The organism is Rhizobium metallidurans (genome assembly GCF_014196505.1).
In the GTDB taxonomy this organism is placed as follows: domain Bacteria; phylum Pseudomonadota; class Alphaproteobacteria; order Rhizobiales; family Rhizobiaceae; genus Rhizobium; species Rhizobium metallidurans.
Window position 1 is genome coordinate 39,057 of record NZ_JACIDW010000013.1, and the last position, 14,811, is coordinate 53,867.

General features: G+C 64.6%; 16 protein-coding genes. 5 read left to right on the plus strand and 11 right to left on the minus strand.

The features are described from left to right. Positions 1-78: 78 nt before the first annotated feature. Positions 79-2,091 (minus strand): methyl-accepting chemotaxis protein, encoded by a 2,013-nt coding sequence (locus GGQ67_RS17885; RefSeq protein WP_183901488.1) that lies wholly within the window; start codon positions 2,089-2,091, stop codon positions 79-81. 233 nt (positions 2,092-2,324) lie between these two features. Then, positions 2,325-4,265 carry a glycosyltransferase family 2 protein gene (locus tag GGQ67_RS17890; protein WP_246400230.1) on the minus strand — a complete coding sequence of 647 codons (1,941 nt, stop codon included), beginning with the start codon at positions 4,263-4,265 and terminating at the stop codon, positions 2,325-2,327. Between the two features lie 53 nt (positions 4,266-4,318). On the opposite strand from GGQ67_RS17890, the gene GGQ67_RS17895 reads away from it, so the two are divergent. Continuing rightward, the gene (locus tag GGQ67_RS17895; RefSeq protein WP_183901489.1) at positions 4,319-5,194 is read left to right on the plus strand and encodes a transporter substrate-binding domain-containing protein; all 876 of its coding nucleotides are present in this window, start codon (positions 4,319-4,321) and stop codon (positions 5,192-5,194) included. Between the two features lie 60 nt (positions 5,195-5,254). Here GGQ67_RS17895 and GGQ67_RS17900 read toward each other — a convergent pair whose 3' ends face one another. The 5 genes from GGQ67_RS17900 to GGQ67_RS17920 all read right to left on the minus strand — a co-directional run bounded on the left by GGQ67_RS17900 (position 5,255) and on the right by GGQ67_RS17920 (position 8,383). Then, entirely contained in the window at positions 5,255-5,668 is a 414-nt protein-coding gene (locus tag GGQ67_RS17900; protein ID WP_183901490.1) for a tellurite resistance TerB family protein, read from the minus strand. Between the two features lie 53 nt (positions 5,669-5,721). Beyond that, positions 5,722-6,462: a thermonuclease family protein gene (locus GGQ67_RS17905; RefSeq protein ID WP_183901491.1), complete on the minus strand. Its 741-nt coding sequence runs from the start codon at positions 6,460-6,462 to the stop codon at positions 5,722-5,724. An 11-nt stretch (positions 6,463-6,473) separates the two neighbouring features. Continuing rightward, complete coding sequence (locus GGQ67_RS17910) at positions 6,474-7,139, minus strand: S24 family peptidase (protein WP_183901492.1); 666 nt, start codon at positions 7,137-7,139, stop codon at positions 6,474-6,476. A 107-nt stretch (positions 7,140-7,246) separates the two neighbouring features. Further along, positions 7,247-7,894 carry a response regulator gene (locus tag GGQ67_RS17915; RefSeq protein ID WP_183901493.1) on the minus strand — a complete coding sequence of 216 codons (648 nt, stop codon included), beginning with the start codon at positions 7,892-7,894 and terminating at the stop codon, positions 7,247-7,249. A gap of 90 nt (positions 7,895-7,984) precedes the next feature. Continuing rightward, entirely contained in the window at positions 7,985-8,383 is a 399-nt protein-coding gene (locus tag GGQ67_RS17920) for a hypothetical protein (protein WP_183901494.1), read from the minus strand. A 110-nt stretch (positions 8,384-8,493) separates the two neighbouring features. On the opposite strand from GGQ67_RS17920, the gene GGQ67_RS17925 reads away from it, so the two are divergent. Both GGQ67_RS17925 and GGQ67_RS17930 read left to right on the plus strand, forming a co-directional pair. Next, complete coding sequence (locus GGQ67_RS17925) at positions 8,494-8,847, plus strand: DUF952 domain-containing protein (protein WP_183901495.1); 354 nt, start codon at positions 8,494-8,496, stop codon at positions 8,845-8,847. Then, complete coding sequence (locus tag GGQ67_RS17930; protein ID WP_183901496.1) at positions 8,844-9,932, plus strand: quinone-dependent dihydroorotate dehydrogenase; 1,089 nt, start codon at positions 8,844-8,846, stop codon at positions 9,930-9,932. Before GGQ67_RS17925 ends, GGQ67_RS17930 begins: the two co-directional genes overlap by 4 nt. On the opposite strand, the gene GGQ67_RS17935 is transcribed toward GGQ67_RS17930, so the two are convergent. From GGQ67_RS17935 to GGQ67_RS17945, 3 genes are all read right to left on the minus strand, one after another. Next, a complete protein-coding gene (locus tag GGQ67_RS17935; protein ID WP_425503798.1) occupies positions 9,908-11,203 on the minus strand; it encodes an MATE family efflux transporter in 1,296 nt (431 codons plus the stop codon). The genes GGQ67_RS17930 and GGQ67_RS17935 overlap by 25 nt on opposite strands. 95 nt (positions 11,204-11,298) lie before the next feature. Next, on the minus strand, positions 11,299-11,796 hold the full coding sequence (locus GGQ67_RS17940) for a CAP domain-containing protein (protein ID WP_183901497.1): 498 nt from the start codon (positions 11,794-11,796) through the stop codon (positions 11,299-11,301). 1 nt (position 11,797) lies between these two features. Next, on the minus strand, positions 11,798-12,064 hold the full coding sequence (locus GGQ67_RS17945) for a DUF6460 domain-containing protein (RefSeq protein WP_183901498.1): 267 nt from the start codon (positions 12,062-12,064) through the stop codon (positions 11,798-11,800). Between the two features lie 144 nt (positions 12,065-12,208). Here GGQ67_RS17945 and GGQ67_RS17950 point away from each other — a divergent pair, with 144 nt between their 5' ends. Together GGQ67_RS17950 and GGQ67_RS17955 are read left to right on the plus strand one after the other, a co-directional pair. Next, on the plus strand, positions 12,209-13,141 hold the full coding sequence (locus GGQ67_RS17950) for a class I SAM-dependent methyltransferase (protein ID WP_183901499.1): 933 nt from the start codon (positions 12,209-12,211) through the stop codon (positions 13,139-13,141). A gap of 195 nt (positions 13,142-13,336) precedes the next feature. Beyond that, positions 13,337-13,972, plus strand: coding sequence for a YitT family protein (locus tag GGQ67_RS17955; protein ID WP_183901500.1), 636 nt, complete (start codon positions 13,337-13,339; stop codon positions 13,970-13,972). Here GGQ67_RS17955 and pdeM read toward each other — a convergent pair. Then, the gene (pdeM, locus tag GGQ67_RS17960; RefSeq protein WP_183901577.1) at positions 13,969-14,694 is read right to left on the minus strand and encodes a ligase-associated DNA damage response endonuclease PdeM; all 726 of its coding nucleotides are present in this window, start codon (positions 14,692-14,694) and stop codon (positions 13,969-13,971) included. The genes GGQ67_RS17955 and pdeM overlap by 4 nt on opposite strands. Between the last annotated feature and the right edge of the window lie 117 nt (positions 14,695-14,811).

The following is a 14,811-nucleotide window of genomic DNA, read 5'->3' on the forward strand; positions in this document are numbered from 1 at the left end:
ATGAAGTCGGCACCTGCCGATATGAAAATGGGCGGCCTCGAGCCGCCCATTTCGTTTCTGCGTGAGGCTTGTCGCGCCTCAGAATTCCGTCCAGTCTTCATCCTTCTTTTCCACGGAAGGCTTGCCGCCGAATGCGTTGGCGAGCTTCTGGCCGAGAGCGTGCGCCGGTGAAGAGGTCGGCCGTGTAACGCCGGAGGTGGCGATCCGCACCGGCGCCTTGCGGGTCAGCACGGGCTTGGCCGAACGCGGTGCCATGGGTTCGTTGGCATCCGGCACCACCCTTGGCGTAAAGGCCACGGTGCCGCCGCCGGTGCCGGTCAGCTTGAACTGGTCGAGCAAGGTGTTGAGCGCCGCAGCCTCGGTCGCCAGCTTGTGGCTGGCCGCGGTGCTTTCCTCCACCATCGCGGCGTTCTGCTGCGTTCCCTGGTCCATCGTGTTGACCGCGGTGTTGATCTCCTGCAGGCCGATCGATTGCTCGCGCGCCGCCTCGGCGATCGCGTTGACGTGCTGGTTGATCTCCTGCACCTCAAGAACGATCTCTTCCAGCGCCTTGCCGGTCTCGCCGACCAGCGAAACGCCCGACTTCACCTGGTTGCCCGATGTCAGGATGAGCGACTGGATTTCGCGTGCGGCATTGGCGGAGCGTTGCGCGAGTTCGCGAACTTCCTGGGCGACGACCGCGAAGCCCTTGCCGGCTTCGCCGGCGCGCGCTGCTTCCACGCCGGCATTGAGCGCCAAAAGGTTGGTCTGGAAGGCGATGTCGTCGATCACGCCGATGATGTTGCCGATCGATGCCGAGGACTGTTCGATCTGCTGCATCGCGTTGACCGCCTTGCGCACCACCTCGCCGGATCGCTCGGCGCTGTGGCGGGTTTTTGACACCAGCGTGCGCGCCTCTTCGGCCCGGCGCGCGGCATCCTTCACCGTCGTCGTGATCTCTTCGAGCGCGGCCGCCGTCTCCTCGACGGAGGCCGCCTGCTGCTCGGTGCGCCGCGAGAGCTGGTCGGCCGAGGAGCGGATCTCGCCGGCGCCCGCCGTAATCGCACGGGCATTTTCGCCCACGGTCTGCATGGTTTCGTTGAGCTTGAAGATCGAATTGTTGAAGTCCTGGCGCAGGCTGTCGAGGCTGCCTTCGAACGGGGTGTTGATCTGCGAGATCAGGTCACCGGTCGCAAGCTTGCGCAAGCCGTCGCCGAGCGCGCTCACCGTGCGCGAAAGATCGGCCGCCTCGGTGGCGCGCTGCGCTTCGATTTCGCGCCGTTCGCTGTCGGTGAGATTGCGGTTGCGCTCCGCCTCCTGCTCGAGGCGCAGGCGCTCGATGGCGTTGTCGCGGAAGATCGAGACGGCGGCCGCCATTTCGCCCACCTCGTCGCGCCTGTCCATGCCGTCGACGGCGCTCGACGTCTCGCCCTCGGCAAGCCGCGTCATGCGCTCGCGAAGCCGGGCCATCGGCGATGTGATGCCGGCCTGCGCGATCCAGATGCTGAGCCCGATCGCCGCCAACACGGCGAGCCCGACCACCACGAAACAGAGAAGGATGCGGCGATCGACCTTGGCGGAAAGCGCGTCGCCGCCGTCGTTGAGCTGGACCATCAGCGCGTCGTTGTTGGCGATCATCTTCGGCGTGACAAGCGAAAGCTTGGCGTTCAGCTCGACCGCCGTGGCCTGCGCACCGGTGCGGTCGCCGGCTTTGGCCTGCTCGCTCACCTTTTTCGAAAGGCTATCCATCTCGTCGATGCCGGCGATAATCTCGTCGATCACGGACTTGCGGTTCGGCACGAGCTCGGCTGCCTGCTGTAGCCGCTCGCGCGCCTGCTGCATCTTGCTCGGCGCCGCGATCGCCGCGTCGAAGTCGGGCGTGCCGGGGGTAAGGTCGGAGATGACGGTTGCCTGCAGCACGGCGGCGGTGGCGGACGCGCTGGCGCGCGAGGCCTGCATCGCCGCAAGCGCTTCATGGTCGATGAAAGCGCTGTAGGCGGCATCGGCGCCGCGGAATTCCTCGATGACGTAAACGAGACCGCCGATCGCGATGACGCCGAGAAGCGCAACGACCGAGATGATCTTGGTGCGGATTTTGTAGTTTTTCAGCATGAATGGGCCCATGGGCTGCGGCCAGGGGGTGGCCGGATACGATCGTTTTCAAAAGGCAGGCGGTTTCGAAGGCAGGATGACGCTTTCGATGCCGTGGGAAAGATGCCGGTGAGGCTCGACAGGCGCATCATGCATTCGGTCGGGGACCGGTGTCGTCGAACGCGACTAGAATCCATATTGCTTAAGGCGAACCTAACGCATCCGGATGTCCACGAAATTTAGTTCGTGGCCGATCACGGAGAGGATGCGGGGGCGGAGCGCATCGTTGGCGGCGAGGCCGTCGGCAGATGCGGGGTCTTGTCCCAGAAAAACGGCTTGAAATGCAATTGCCACACGGCGCGCCATGCGGCAGCCGATATCAGCATCCAGTAGAGGGGCAGGGCGACCCAGCGCCAGCCGACCTTTCGCTTCTCGTCGCGCAGCATGGCGCGCCGGCCAAGCACCAGCAGCACCACGTAGCTGCCCAGCATGTTGGAAACATCGATCAGGAACAGCAGCGCCTCGCCGGTGCCGGGCATGGGAAAGCCGAGCATCATGTAGCTCGCGGCGGTCAGGATCAGCATGATCATCCACGGATGCGTAAGCGAGGCGACGAGCATGCCGCCGATAAGCACCTGGAACACGACAAACGGCCAGACCCCCATCTCGCGCATGAGTTTGCCGGGTGCGCGCATCATCACCAGCCATGTCTGCAGCCAGCCCTTGAACCATCGTGTCCGCTGGTTGAGCCAGACGTCGCGCGTGGTCGGCGCATCCTCGTAGGTCGGGCAGTCGATCACGCCGCAGCGGTAGCCGAGCCTGTAGAGCCGCAGGCCGAGATCGGCGTCCTCGGTCACGTTATAAGGGTCCCACCCGCCGCACGCCTTGAGGTCGGCGACGCGCAGATGGTTTGACGTGCCGCCGAGCGGCATCGGCAGCCGGTGCTTCGCCAGCATCGGCAGCAACAGGCGAAACAGCGCCGCGTATTCCAGCGCGAAGGCGGCGCTGATCCACGAGCCGCCGACATTGGAGACGATCAGCGGCGCCTGCAGGCAGGCAATGTCGTTTCGGCTGGCGAGGAAAGTCGCGTAGGCCGCCCGCAACTGGTCGGGATGCGGCCTGTCCTCGGCGTCGTAGATGACGAGGAATTCTCCGCGCGCGGCGCCGAGCGCGTAGTTGAGCGCCTTCGGCTTCGTTCTCGGATGGGCGACGGGCACCGCGACGATTTCGAACTGCGGCCCGAGATCCTGTTTTTCGAGCGCCGCGATCGTCGCATGGTCGTCGGCCTCGCATATCAGCTTGATATCGAGCTTGGCGGTCGGCCAGTTGAGCTGCTTCAGCGCCGCGACGAGCTGGCCGGCGACCTCCGCCTCCTTGTAGAGCGCGACGAACACGGAATAGACGGGCAGCCGCTCGGTTGGCTGCGGCGCTGGCTGCGGACCGCGACGGTATCGCAACGCGCAGATTCTCAGCAGGATCGCCGCCATGTAGACGAGCGACAGCGCCAGATGAACGATAGCGATCAGCGGCAGATTGGAGAACGCCGCGAAACCGAACGCGCACAGAAGAGCGCCGGCGATGAACCCCTGCTTGCCCGAGAGCACGATGCGGGCGCTGAACCGCCCGCTGTCCTCGAACAGCGTCCCGATGCTCTGCTTCACCCGCCGCGTCGCACCGACGCGCCAGATGGCGTCGCGCATCGCCGTGGGGGTGGTGACGATGATCCGCTCCGCAAGCCCCGGCCGCGCCTCGATCGTCCGCGCCAGCGCCAGCAGCCGGCCGGCCTCGGGAACGATGGCGATCATCGCCTTGTCGGCATAGTCCAGCCGCACCGATCGCGTGTCGGAAAGCTGCGTGTCCAGTGTCTGGTCGTCATGGATCAGGGCCGGATCGAGCTGCGCCAGGAATGGCAGGCGAAGCGCGCGGGCGAGGGCGGCATAATAGCTCTCCGCATCCACCCATCGGTTGGCCAGGAGCTCGCGCTCGATCGACGTGCCGTTGTGGCGGGCCGCGGCCGCCGCGCGCGCGATCGTCGGCTTTCCGATGCCGAGCCGAAGCAGCGCCTCGATCTCGATCTGCCTGATATCGTCGACCACACCCGCCGGCACGGCCGGCGAGATCGGAGTTTTCGGCCGCTGCTGAAGCGTCGTGGAACGGGTGCTGATCCCGCCCGACGCATATTCCCCGATACGCATGACTCTGATACACCGTCGTTGAATTGGCAGTGCAGTCCCCGGGGCAGATCATAATGGTGCGATTTAAGCTGGCATCTCTCAATCCTAAGGGGTTTTTCAGCCTTTGGCTGTTTCTGGTTGCAATTTGGCTACCTCTTTCGGCTGCGGCGCAGCAGGCGGCGCCCTCCTTGCCCTTGCTGTTCGACAGCCGCGAGCGTCTCGCCAGGCCCGATTTGACCAGCCTGGTGCGCCTGCGCTTCCTGACTTCAGTCGATTTTCCGCCGTTCAATTTCATGGATCAGAACGGCAAGCTCTCGGGCTTCAATGTCGATCTCGCCCGCGAGATCTGCGCCGAGCTGGAGATATCGGACAGGTGCCAGATCCAGGCCTTGCCCTTCGCAAATCTCAAGGACGCGCTGGCCGCCTCGCAGGGCGATGCGGTGATCGCCGGTCTGGCGGTCGGCAGCGAACTGCGCGGGCAGTTCGCCTTCTCGCGCCCCTACCTGATGCTGCCCGCCCGCTTTGCCCGCAACCTCAAAGCGCCGATCAAGGGCGAGAACGCGGCAAGCCTTGCCGACCGCCCCGTCGGCGTCGTCAAGGAAACGGCGCACGCCGCCATGCTTTCCACCTATTTCCCCAAGGTCAAGGCGATCCCGTTCGATAGCAAGGAAGCGCTGCTGGCAGCGTTGAAGGACGGCAAGGTCGATGCCGTCTTCGCCGACTCACTGCAGCTCTCCTTCTGGGTGTCGTCGCAGGCATCGGAAAAGTGCTGCGCCCTGTTCGACGGTCCCTATATGTCGCAGGAGTTCCTGGGCGAGGGCATGACCATCATGCTGCGGCAAAAGGACGAGGTGCTGCGCTCGGCCTTCGATCATGCGCTCGCGGATCTATCGCGCAGCGGTCGCCTGCAGGAAATCTACCTGCGCTACTTCCCCTATGGGCTTTACTAGTCACGTCGCGCAAAAGCGTGCAGCGGTTTTGCTGCGGCGACAGGCGATAAGGTAAACAGTTCAGCCCTTGCGGAAGCGGGCAATGGCGCTGCGCTCGATCGCGGCGCAGGTCAGCTTGTCGAGGCCGAGCCGGTCGCGCAGCAGGCTCAGCAGCCGCAGTTCCTCGGCCTTCACCGAGAGGTCGGCCGACGCGACCTCGACCGCCAGCGCATAGGCCGTGTCGTAGAGCTTCGGCGACAGCGTGTCCTTGACGGTTTCGAGAACGACGTCGAGCCCCTCGGGACCGGACAAGAGAGCGGCGCAGTCGCGCGCGGCGGAAATCAGCTTGTCGTCGTCGAAGCCTCGAAACACAGGCAGAAAGCCGATCAGCTGTCCGATACGCTCCATCTCCCGGTCATTCATCGTGCTGTCGACGGCGGATGCCATGACCATCACGTAGATCAACGCGTCGTGGGCGGAAAGCGGCTTGTTCATGTCTGCATGATTCCTCTGCGATGTCAGCAGAGTTTAGGAATTGGCCGCGCCCATTACAAGGGATCGCTCATATCTTGAGGCTGCGTCAGGTCGAGCGTATCAATCGCGCCAGCCTGGCGGGGATCCTGCCCGTAGATGCCGTTTCCATCTCGCTTTGCCTTGGCGCCCGCCTCCGCGAAGGCGGAGCCCGCCTCGGCCTCGGCCCAGCCATTCTCGATCAGCCAGGCGGACAGGTCCTGCGTGCCGATCTTGCAGCTGGCCGTCGCGGTGCCGCTCCAGTTGGGATCGCTAAGATCGCAATTGACGGTCCTCAGCCGCAGGAAGAGCCGGAAATTGGTCTTCGCCAGCATGCCGCATGGCCATTCCGGGCCCTTGGCACTCGGGCAGGTCTTGTCGACCGGTGTCGGTGTCAGTCCGGCCAATTGCAGCCGCCTTTCGCCGAAGCCGAGTATGCCGGCGCTCTCGGCCACCGGGCGCGGCAGGTCGATCCCTTTCTCGGCCGCCGCGACAGGCTTTCTCTCCGGCTCCGGCGCCTGTTCACGCTCCAGTGGCTTGCCATCGACCGAAGACGGATAGAATTGGCTGGCGTCGTCCACCGGCCGGGCCGTCATACTGGTGTCCGGGTTTGCCGTCGACTGAGCGGGCGCGAAGGTCTCAGGCCCGGTCGCCTCTTGCGCCGGTTGAGCGGCCCGTCGCACATCCGACGCACCGCTCAGCCGATTTCCGCCAGCGGTGATCAGGCCGATGACGATCGCAATTCCCGCAGTCGCCGTCAGGAGTGCCGCAGGCTTCATGGAAGATTTTCCTACTGGCTGGCCCAGATGATCCGGGCGATCCAATCCACGTCGGAGAGTTCGATCGTTCGGTTGGGGTGTTCGGGATTGAGCGACATCAGCTCGATCGAGCGCGGGCTCTGGCGCATCAGCACCTTGGCCATCACCTCGCCCTCGCGGGTCTTCACCACGACGCGGTCGTTGCGGCGCACCTGCGCGCCCGGCTCGACGATCAGAACGTCGCCGTCGCGATAGAGCGGCATCATGCTTTCGCCCTGCACCTCGAGCGCATAGACGCCCGCCTTCTGCGATGGTGCGGCTGGAAACTCCACCACGTCCCAGCCCTGTCCGGCCGGAAAGCCACCATCATCGAAAAAGCCGCCCGCGCCCGCCTGCGCGAAGCCCAGGAGTGGGATGGAGCTGCCCTGCGGCGGAAACGCGCCCTCCGGCAGCGTCGAGAAACTGCCCTGTGGCCGCATGAAGGACAGGAACTCCTCCATGCTGGAGCGGGTCGCCTCCAGCACCTTGGCGATCGATTCCGTCGACGGCCAGCGCAGCCGCCCATCGGCGGAAAGACGCTTGGATTTGTTGAAGGAGGTCGGGTCGAGGCCGGCGCGGCGGGCAAGCCCCGAGGGTGTCAGGTCGTGCCGTTCGGCAAGCCTGTCGAGCGCTCCCCAGATCTGCTCGTGTGACAGCATGTCGCCTGATCCCGTGCGCGCCACAGCGCTCCTTAATCGGCTGAAAGATTAACCGCAAGGCGAGCAGGAGTAAAGAGACAAGAGGAATAAAATCCTCTCTCCCCTCGTCAGGCGACCATCGCCATGTTGATCTTGCCGAGCTGGATCACCGCCTGCGTGCGGCTGTCGACGTCGAGCTTGAGAAGGATGGCAGAGACATGCGCCTTGATCGTCGCTTCGGACACACCGAGCTCATAGGCGATCTGCTTGTTAAGCAAGCCCTCGGCGAGCATGGTCAGCACCCGGCTCTGCTGCGGCGTCAGCGTGTGCAGCCGATGGATGAGATCGGCCACGTCGGGGTCCTGTTCCTGTCCGTCCCGGTAGCTGTCGGGTGTCGCGATGTCGCCCGCGAGCACCGTCTGTATGCCCCGCCGGATATCGTCGATCCCGGCCGATTTCGAGATGAAGCCGGACGCGCCGAGCTCCAGCGAGCGGCGGATCGTCGTCGCGTCGTCGGATGCCGAAACGATGACGATCGGCAGGCCCGAAAATTCCGAGCGCAACGCCATCAGCCCGGAAAAGCCGCTGACCCCCGGCATGGCGAGGTCGAGCAGCATCAGGTCGGCATCGGGGTTGTCGCCGACCAACTTGCGCGCCGCCGCGAAATCGCCGGCCTCGACGATATCGGGATGGCCCTCCATCCCGGTCAAGGCCTGGCGAAGCGCATCGCGAAACAGCGGATGATCGTCGGCAATGATGATTGTCTGCTCATGCATCGAAAACTCCCTCCCAAGAGCCCGATCATGAAGTCCATGCACCGCCTTCCTCCACGGTTCATGCCTTCTTGCTGCAGGGACTATAGCAAATCATGTCTTTTGCGGAAGGGCATTGCCCTGATCCTCGCTCTGGAATTCCTTGACGATCCCCATGAAGCTGCGCATCCAGCGCTCCATGATGCCGATCGAGCGGTCGATTTCGGCGTCGGAGGGAAGCGCCTTGTTGACGATGCTCTTGTTCTCGAGCGCGGTGACCCGGTCCGCCAGCCTGTCGAGCTCCCCTTCATAGGCGGCACGCTCGTCGGCGGCCATGCGGCAGACCAGCGCCCCGTCCTTCTGCTCGCAGAGCGACATGGCGCCGGTCTGGCGATCGAGCCGCACGAAACGGTCGCCGCTGCGCTCCAGCTGGAACCGGCTCGGGTCCGGCTCGGCGGCCGAAACGGCGAGCGGAATGAGCACCAAGGCGAGGCTGAGCGTGATATTTTTCATGGTTTCCTCCGGAAATCTCTGTGGCTGCCGCATTTTTTTCGTGCGGCGCGTGGACATCGCCGCGCAACTGCGGCAAAGCCCGGGAAAGACCAGCCATTCATGAGGCCATCATGACCCTGACACCCACGCTTTACAAGATCGTGACGGAAACGCTGTGGCGGGACGCCCGGCAAAGCGGCGTTTTTCGTGGCGCCGCGATCGATCTGAAGGACGGCTTCATCCACTTCTCGACCGCAGCCCAGGCGGTGCAGACGGCGGCGTTGCACTTCGCCGGTCAGGCCGGCCTGCTGCTGGTCGCCGTCGATGGCGCCGCCCTCGGCGACAAGCTCGTCTTCGAGCCGTCGCGCGGCGGCGATCTCTTCCCGCATCTCTATGCGGACCTTCCGCTTTCGTCCGTGCTCTGGGAAAAGCCCCTGCCGCTCGACGCCGAAGGCAAACACATCTTTCCGGACCTTCAGCCATGATCGATCTCTTCAAGCACGCCGCCCGCAAGGGTCTCTTCCTCTTCGATCCGGAAACGGCGCACGGCATGTCGATCGCGGCGCTGAAGTCCGGCCTCGTGCCGGCCTGCGCCGCACCCTTGGACAAGCGCCTGCGCCAGACGGTGGCCGGGCTCGAATTCGCCAATCCGATCGGCATGGCGGCCGGCTACGACAAGAATGCCGAGGTGCCGGACGCACTGCTGAAGATCGGTTTCGGTTTCACCGAGATCGGCACGGTCACGCCCAAGCCGCAATCCGGCAATCCGCGCCCGCGCATCTTCCGTCTGGTCGAGGACGAAGGCGTGATCAACCGCCTCGGCTTCAACAACGAGGGCCACGACGCCGCCTTCGCGCGCCTGTCATCCGTCCGGGGCAACGGCATCATCGGCGTCAATATCGGCGCCAACAAGGATAGCGACGACCGCGTCGACGACTACGTCAGGGGCATCCGCCGCTTCTATTCTCTGGCGCGCTATTTCACCGCCAACATCTCCTCGCCCAACACGCCCGGCCTGCGCGATCTGCAGGCGCGCGAAAGCCTCTCGGCGCTGCTGTCGGCCGTGCTTGCCGCGCGCGACGAGGAAGCCGAAAAGTCCGGCCGCAAGATCCCCGTTTTCCTGAAGGTCGCGCCGGATCTGACGGAAGAGGGCATCGACGACATCGCCGCCGAGGCGCTTTCGCATGCGCTCGACGGCCTGATCGTCTCCAACACCACGCTGTCGCGCGACGGCCTGAAGGATCAGCGTCAGGCGAAGGAGCAGGGCGGTCTTTCCGGCAAGCCGCTTTTCGAGAAATCGACCGCGGTCCTGGCGAAGATGCGCAAGCGCGTCGGCCCCGATCTGCCGATCATCGGCGTCGGCGGTGTCTCGTCGGCCGAAACCGCGCTGGAGAAGATCAAGGCCGGCGCCGATCTGGTGCAGCTCTATTCCTGCATGGTCTATGAAGGCCCGGGCCTGGCGGGTGACATCGTTCGCGGCTTGTCGAGGCTCATGGACCGCGAGAAGGCGGCCTCCATCCGCGATCTGCGCGATAGCAGGACGGATTACTGGGCGGGTCGGAACGTCTGATCGGCCCGCTGCTTCACCCTCAGCACCAGCAGGAGGCCGCGGGAGAGCAGGAACAGGTTGATCGCCAGCCACAGGCCGTGGTTGGCAAGGAGCGGCACGAGGATCGCGACCGCGGCCAGATAGATGGCGAACGACATCAGCATGCGGTTGCGCATGTCGCTCGACCACGTCGCTCCGATGAACACCCCGTCCATCAGGAAGGCGAGCGCGCCCGTCAGTCCCGTGATCGCCGCCCAGGGCAGATAGAGACTTGCGACCTGACGCACCTGTGATGATGTCGTCAGGGCCGCGATCAGCGTGTCGCCGGCCAGGAACAGGAACAGCGAGATGACACCGGCAAGCCCGAACGACCAGATCGCCGTCAGCTTCAGGCCGCGATCGAAGGCTGGGCGGTGACGGGCGCCGACGGCGCGGCCGGTGATCTGCTCCGCGGCGTTGGCCAGTCCGTCCAGATAGAAGCCGGATAGCATCAGGAAATTCATCAGCACCGCATTGGCCGCCAGCGTCACCGCGCCGAAGCCGCTGCCGATCCGCGTCATGACGGCGTATGCGCCGACCAGCACGAAGGTGCGGATCAGGATGTCGCGGTTCAGCGTGAAAAGCTCGGCCATCGGTTGCCACGCGAAGATCTCGCGGCGCTTCGGCCACGCGCCACGACCGAAGCTTGTAAGCACGATGAACAGACCGGCAAGCGCCCCGATCGTCTCGCCGACGGTCGTCGCCCAGGCGACGCCGGCTATTCCCCAGTCGAGCCAGAGGCCGAGGGCGATCGCCAGCACGATGTTGACGCCGTTGATCATGCTTTGCAGCAGGAGACCGACGCTTCCCTGTCCACGCCCGAGCACGAAGCCGAGGATCGCGTAGTTGGCGAGCGCCGCCGGTGCGGCAAGAATGCGGATGGAAAAATAGGTGCTGGTCGCCTGCGCCACCGCGTTTTCCGGCCCCATCAGCTTCAGGCCCGCCGCAAGAAGCAGCGGCGACAGAAAGAGCAGGGCCATGCCGCAGCCGAGCGCCGATAGGATCGCCCGCCAGAACACGCCCTGCTCGGCATGCCGCTCGCGCCGGCCATAGGCCTGCGCCGTCAGCCCCGTGGTCGAGGCGCGCAGGAAGTTGAAGCTGCCGAGAATGAGGTCGAAGAGCATCGCCCCGATCGCCAGGCCCGCAAGCGCATCGGGATCGCCCATGCGGCCGACGACGCCGGTGCCGACAAGGCCGAGCAGCGGCGTGGTGATGAAGCCGAGCGTCATCGGAATGGCGATCGACAGCACCATCCGGTGCGTCACCTCGAATGCCAGTGCGTTGCCGCTATCGCCGGTGTTCAAGCCTGCGTTCAAGTCCTGCCTCCCGACAGAGAGGCGCAATCACCTCAGTTGGAAAGCACCATGGCCCAATAGGGCACGTTGCGGGAAGCGGGATTGTAGGCAACCGCGACGCCGAGCCCGCTATAGCGGCCGAGCATGTTTTCTAGGTGAGATGGCGAGTTGATCCAGGCGGTGACGACGGCGGGAACCGTCTGCTGGCCCGTGGCGATGTTTTCGGCCGCCGGCAGCCGCACGCCGCTCGCCTTCACGCGCGGACCGAAGCCGTCGGCGATGCCCATGACATGCTTCATCTTGCCGGCCGCTGCCATGCGCTTGGCCTGGAAGAGGGCGGCGGCCGTCGCGGCCGGATCGACCTGAAGCGGCGGCAGGCCGTTCTTGGCGCGCACCTGGTTGACGAGCGGCAGCGATGCCGCCGTCTGGTCCTCGCCGTTGGATGGCGTCGAGGGCTCTTTCGGGCCGGTGGCGCAGCCGGCGACGCCGGCTGCAAGCGCAAGAGCGGAGAAGCGCAGAAGACTGCGCCGTGAGAGATCGATTGAGGTCATGTTACCGGCGATAGCTGAAGAGACGGATGATGAGGAAGATCGGAATGACGATGGTGGCGCCCAGCAGCAGATAATCGCCGACGCGACCAAGCGCGGAGAAGCCGCGGCGCCAGACCTCGAGGACGAAATCGCGGACGCCGTAGACGAAATCGAGCGGTGCCAGCCCGAAGACGGCCATGATGAAGCCGACGATCAGCGACACCACCAAAAGCTTGATCAAAGTACGGCCGAGCGAGTCGCCCAGAAACTTGTTCACCTGATCGGACATGCATCATCTCCTGTTCACCCCTGAGATACGGGCGCGAATCGTTGCCCGCAAGCTTTTTCAGGGCTGTTGCATCCGCCTCTGAAATAGGACTTGAGTTTTTTTGTGGCCGCCGCCAAATGCGGGCCGCGCCAACAGGTCACCATCATGCCGCCTCATCTCCAGACTTCAGGCGATGCCATCGCCGACCGCCGTGCCGATTACGCCAGGATGCTGGACAAGGGCGGCGAGCCGGATGCCGCCGCCGAACTCATGGAGCAGGCGCTGGAACTGGTGCCGGATTGGGCGGTCGGCTGGTACTGGCTTGCCACCTACCGCGAAAAATCAGGCAATATCGCCGGCGCTATCGAGGCCTATCGGAAAACCCGCGAGCTCACCGGGGACGATATCTTCGGCGCCACGCTGAAGCTCGCCTTCCTCGGTGACGTCGCCGTGCCCGATCAGCCGCCGAGCATCTATGTCGAGCGCCTGTTCGACGATTACGCCGCCCGCTTCGAGACCTCGCTGGTCGATAAGCTCGGCTACGACGTGCCGGCGAAGCTCGCCCGGATGATCGCGGCGACCGGCCGGCATTACACGCTGGCGGCCGATCTCGGCTGCGGTACCGGGCTGATGGGGCCGCAAATCCGCGCCATGGCGGGCCGGCTCGAAGGCTTCGATCTCTCGCAGAACATGCTGGCGAAGGCTGAGGAAAAGCATGTCTACGACCATCTCGCCCAGGCGGACCTGTCGCTGCCCGCGCAAGCGTCCGGGCTGTTTTCCGATGGCGGCGCGCATCGCGCCGATCTCGTCACGGCGGCCGATGTGCTGATCTATCTCGGCAATCTGCAGGTCGCCTTTGCATCGGTCGCGGGCCTTTGCGCCGATGGCGCCGATTTCGGCTTTTCGGTCGAGGAAACCGGGGACGAGGAAGGCGTTCGTCTCGCCCATTCCTTGCGCTATGCCCATTCGGAAGCCTACATCCGATCGCTCTGCGCCCGCCACGGCTTCAAGGTAATCGCGATGAGCCGAACCACCATTCGCAAAGATGGCGCCAACATCATTCCGGGCATTCTGTTCCTTGCACGCAAGACCGCCTGACGGACCGATTCTTGCGAAGTTTAAATAGGTCAGCATTGCTTACGTATTTCGCTTGAAAACGCGGCTGATGAGCCGGATAATCCCGCTCATCAGCCGAAGAGTGCGAATTCTTCCCGGCGCCAATCATTCACATCCCCTGCCGCCTGGGATCTGTCCGGGCGTTCTTGAACTTGTCTGCCGTTGGAGACTAGCGACATGACTCAGCTCATCAATGCCCTTGGCTTCTGGAACACGAGCGCCACGCGCCACACGCCCGTCGAGGACGTGCAGGGCATCTTCTCCGGCAGCCTTGTCGCCGCCCTTGGCCTCTACGTGCTGGCAAGCGCCGGCTTGCTTACCGGCAGCACGGCGGGCATCGCCTTCCTGCTGCACTATGCCTTCGGCATCAATTTCGGCCTCGCCTTCTTCCTGCTCAACCTGCCGTTCTTCTATCTCTCGTGGAAGCGCCTCGGTGTCGCCTTCACCATGAAGACCTTCATCGCCATCGGCCTGACCTCGCTGCTGACAAGCCTGCAGCCCAATGTCATGAGCATCGCCACCATTCATCCGGCCTGGGCAGCACTCCTGGGCGGTCTGCTCCTCGGCTTCGGCCTGCTGGCGCTCTATCGCCACCGCGCCAGCCTCGGCGGCGTCGGCATTCTCGGTATCTACATGCAGGAGCGCTTTGGCATTCGCGCCGGCCTCGTGCAGATGGCCGTCGATCTCTGCGTGCTGGCGGCCGCCTTCTTCGTCACCACGCCGCCTGTCGTGTTCTATTCCGTGCTCGGCGCCGTGGTGCTCAACCTCTTCTTGACGATCAACCACCGCGCCGACCGCTACGTCGCGCTCTAACCGAGCAGATTGCCGAAGCGGACCGAATAGATCCGGTCGCGCCCGAGCAAGTGCGCGATCAGCGACGGCTGGTCGAACAGCCCCTTCATCGCCTTGTGGCGCAGATCGAGCCCGCCGCTCATCACCCCGAAAGCCGGCATCAGCAGCCTTGCGCCATCGGTCGCGAAGCAGGGACGGCGGATCGATTTCTCGCGCCGCCGCACGGTGGCGGAAGGATGCAGGTGCCCGGCGATCTCGCCACTCTGCAACCCGTCCTTCGGCTCGTGTCGGAAGGTGAGCCCGCCATAATGCAGTTCGTCGGCGCAGGCACCGGGCAGATCGACAGTGCCATCGGGATCATGGTTGCCGTTGATCCAGATCCACTCGCGCCCGCGCGCCATGTCCGAAATCAGCGTGCGAAACGCATCCGGCATATGCGCCGAGCCGATGCGGTCGTGAAAATTGTCGCCGAGCGAGATCACCAGCTTCGGATCGTAGCGGGCGATGACGGCCGATAGCACCGTCAACGTCGCCAGCGTATCATAGGGCGGCAGCATCATGCCGCGCCGGGCAAAGGCGGCGCCTTTTTCGAGATGCAGGTCGGAAACGACGAGAACGCCGGTATCAGGCAGATACAGCCCGCCCAGCGGATCGCACACGGCAGCGATCCCATGCACGGACGTTTCCACGCCCGGCATCGCCGCAATCCCGTTCAATTCCCGCGCCAGCGCCAGCCGGTTCATCACGTTCGTTTCTTTCCAGTATCTAGGCGGGGAGGAAGGCCAAAGGCCCTCTCTGCCCTGCCGGGCATCTCCCCCACAAGGGGGGAGAAAACTTGTGGCCCCGCTCTGCCTCGATCA

Coding starts and splice junctions, on each gene's coding strand:
- GGQ67_RS17885 (WP_183901488.1), bottom strand. CDS start 2,091: ATGCTGAAAAACTACAAAATCCGCACCAAGATCATCTCGGTCGTTGCG.
- GGQ67_RS17890 (WP_246400230.1), bottom strand. CDS start 4,265: ATGCGTATCGGGGAATATGCGTCGGGCGGGATCAGCACCCGTTCCACG.
- GGQ67_RS17895 (WP_183901489.1), top strand. CDS start 4,319: ATGGTGCGATTTAAGCTGGCATCTCTCAATCCTAAGGGGTTTTTCAGC.
- GGQ67_RS17900 (WP_183901490.1), bottom strand. CDS start 5,668: ATGAACAAGCCGCTTTCCGCCCACGACGCGTTGATCTACGTGATGGTC.
- GGQ67_RS17905 (WP_183901491.1), bottom strand. CDS start 6,462: ATGAAGCCTGCGGCACTCCTGACGGCGACTGCGGGAATTGCGATCGTC.
- GGQ67_RS17910 (WP_183901492.1), bottom strand. CDS start 7,139: ATGCTGTCACACGAGCAGATCTGGGGAGCGCTCGACAGGCTTGCCGAA.
- GGQ67_RS17915 (WP_183901493.1), bottom strand. CDS start 7,894: ATGCATGAGCAGACAATCATCATTGCCGACGATCATCCGCTGTTTCGC.
- GGQ67_RS17920 (WP_183901494.1), bottom strand. CDS start 8,383: ATGAAAAATATCACGCTCAGCCTCGCCTTGGTGCTCATTCCGCTCGCC.
- GGQ67_RS17925 (WP_183901495.1), top strand. CDS start 8,494: ATGACCCTGACACCCACGCTTTACAAGATCGTGACGGAAACGCTGTGG.
- GGQ67_RS17930 (WP_183901496.1), top strand. CDS start 8,844: ATGATCGATCTCTTCAAGCACGCCGCCCGCAAGGGTCTCTTCCTCTTC.
- GGQ67_RS17935 (WP_425503798.1), bottom strand. CDS start 11,203: ATGGTGCTGTCGATCGCCATTCCGATGACGCTCGGCTTCATCACCACG.
- GGQ67_RS17940 (WP_183901497.1), bottom strand. CDS start 11,796: ATGACCTCAATCGATCTCTCACGGCGCAGTCTTCTGCGCTTCTCCGCT.
- GGQ67_RS17945 (WP_183901498.1), bottom strand. CDS start 12,064: ATGTCCGATCAGGTGAACAAGTTTCTGGGCGACTCGCTCGGCCGTACT.
- GGQ67_RS17950 (WP_183901499.1), top strand. CDS start 12,209: ATGCCGCCTCATCTCCAGACTTCAGGCGATGCCATCGCCGACCGCCGT.
- GGQ67_RS17955 (WP_183901500.1), top strand. CDS start 13,337: ATGACTCAGCTCATCAATGCCCTTGGCTTCTGGAACACGAGCGCCACG.
- pdeM (WP_183901577.1), bottom strand. CDS start 14,694: ATGAACCGGCTGGCGCTGGCGCGGGAATTGAACGGGATTGCGGCGATG.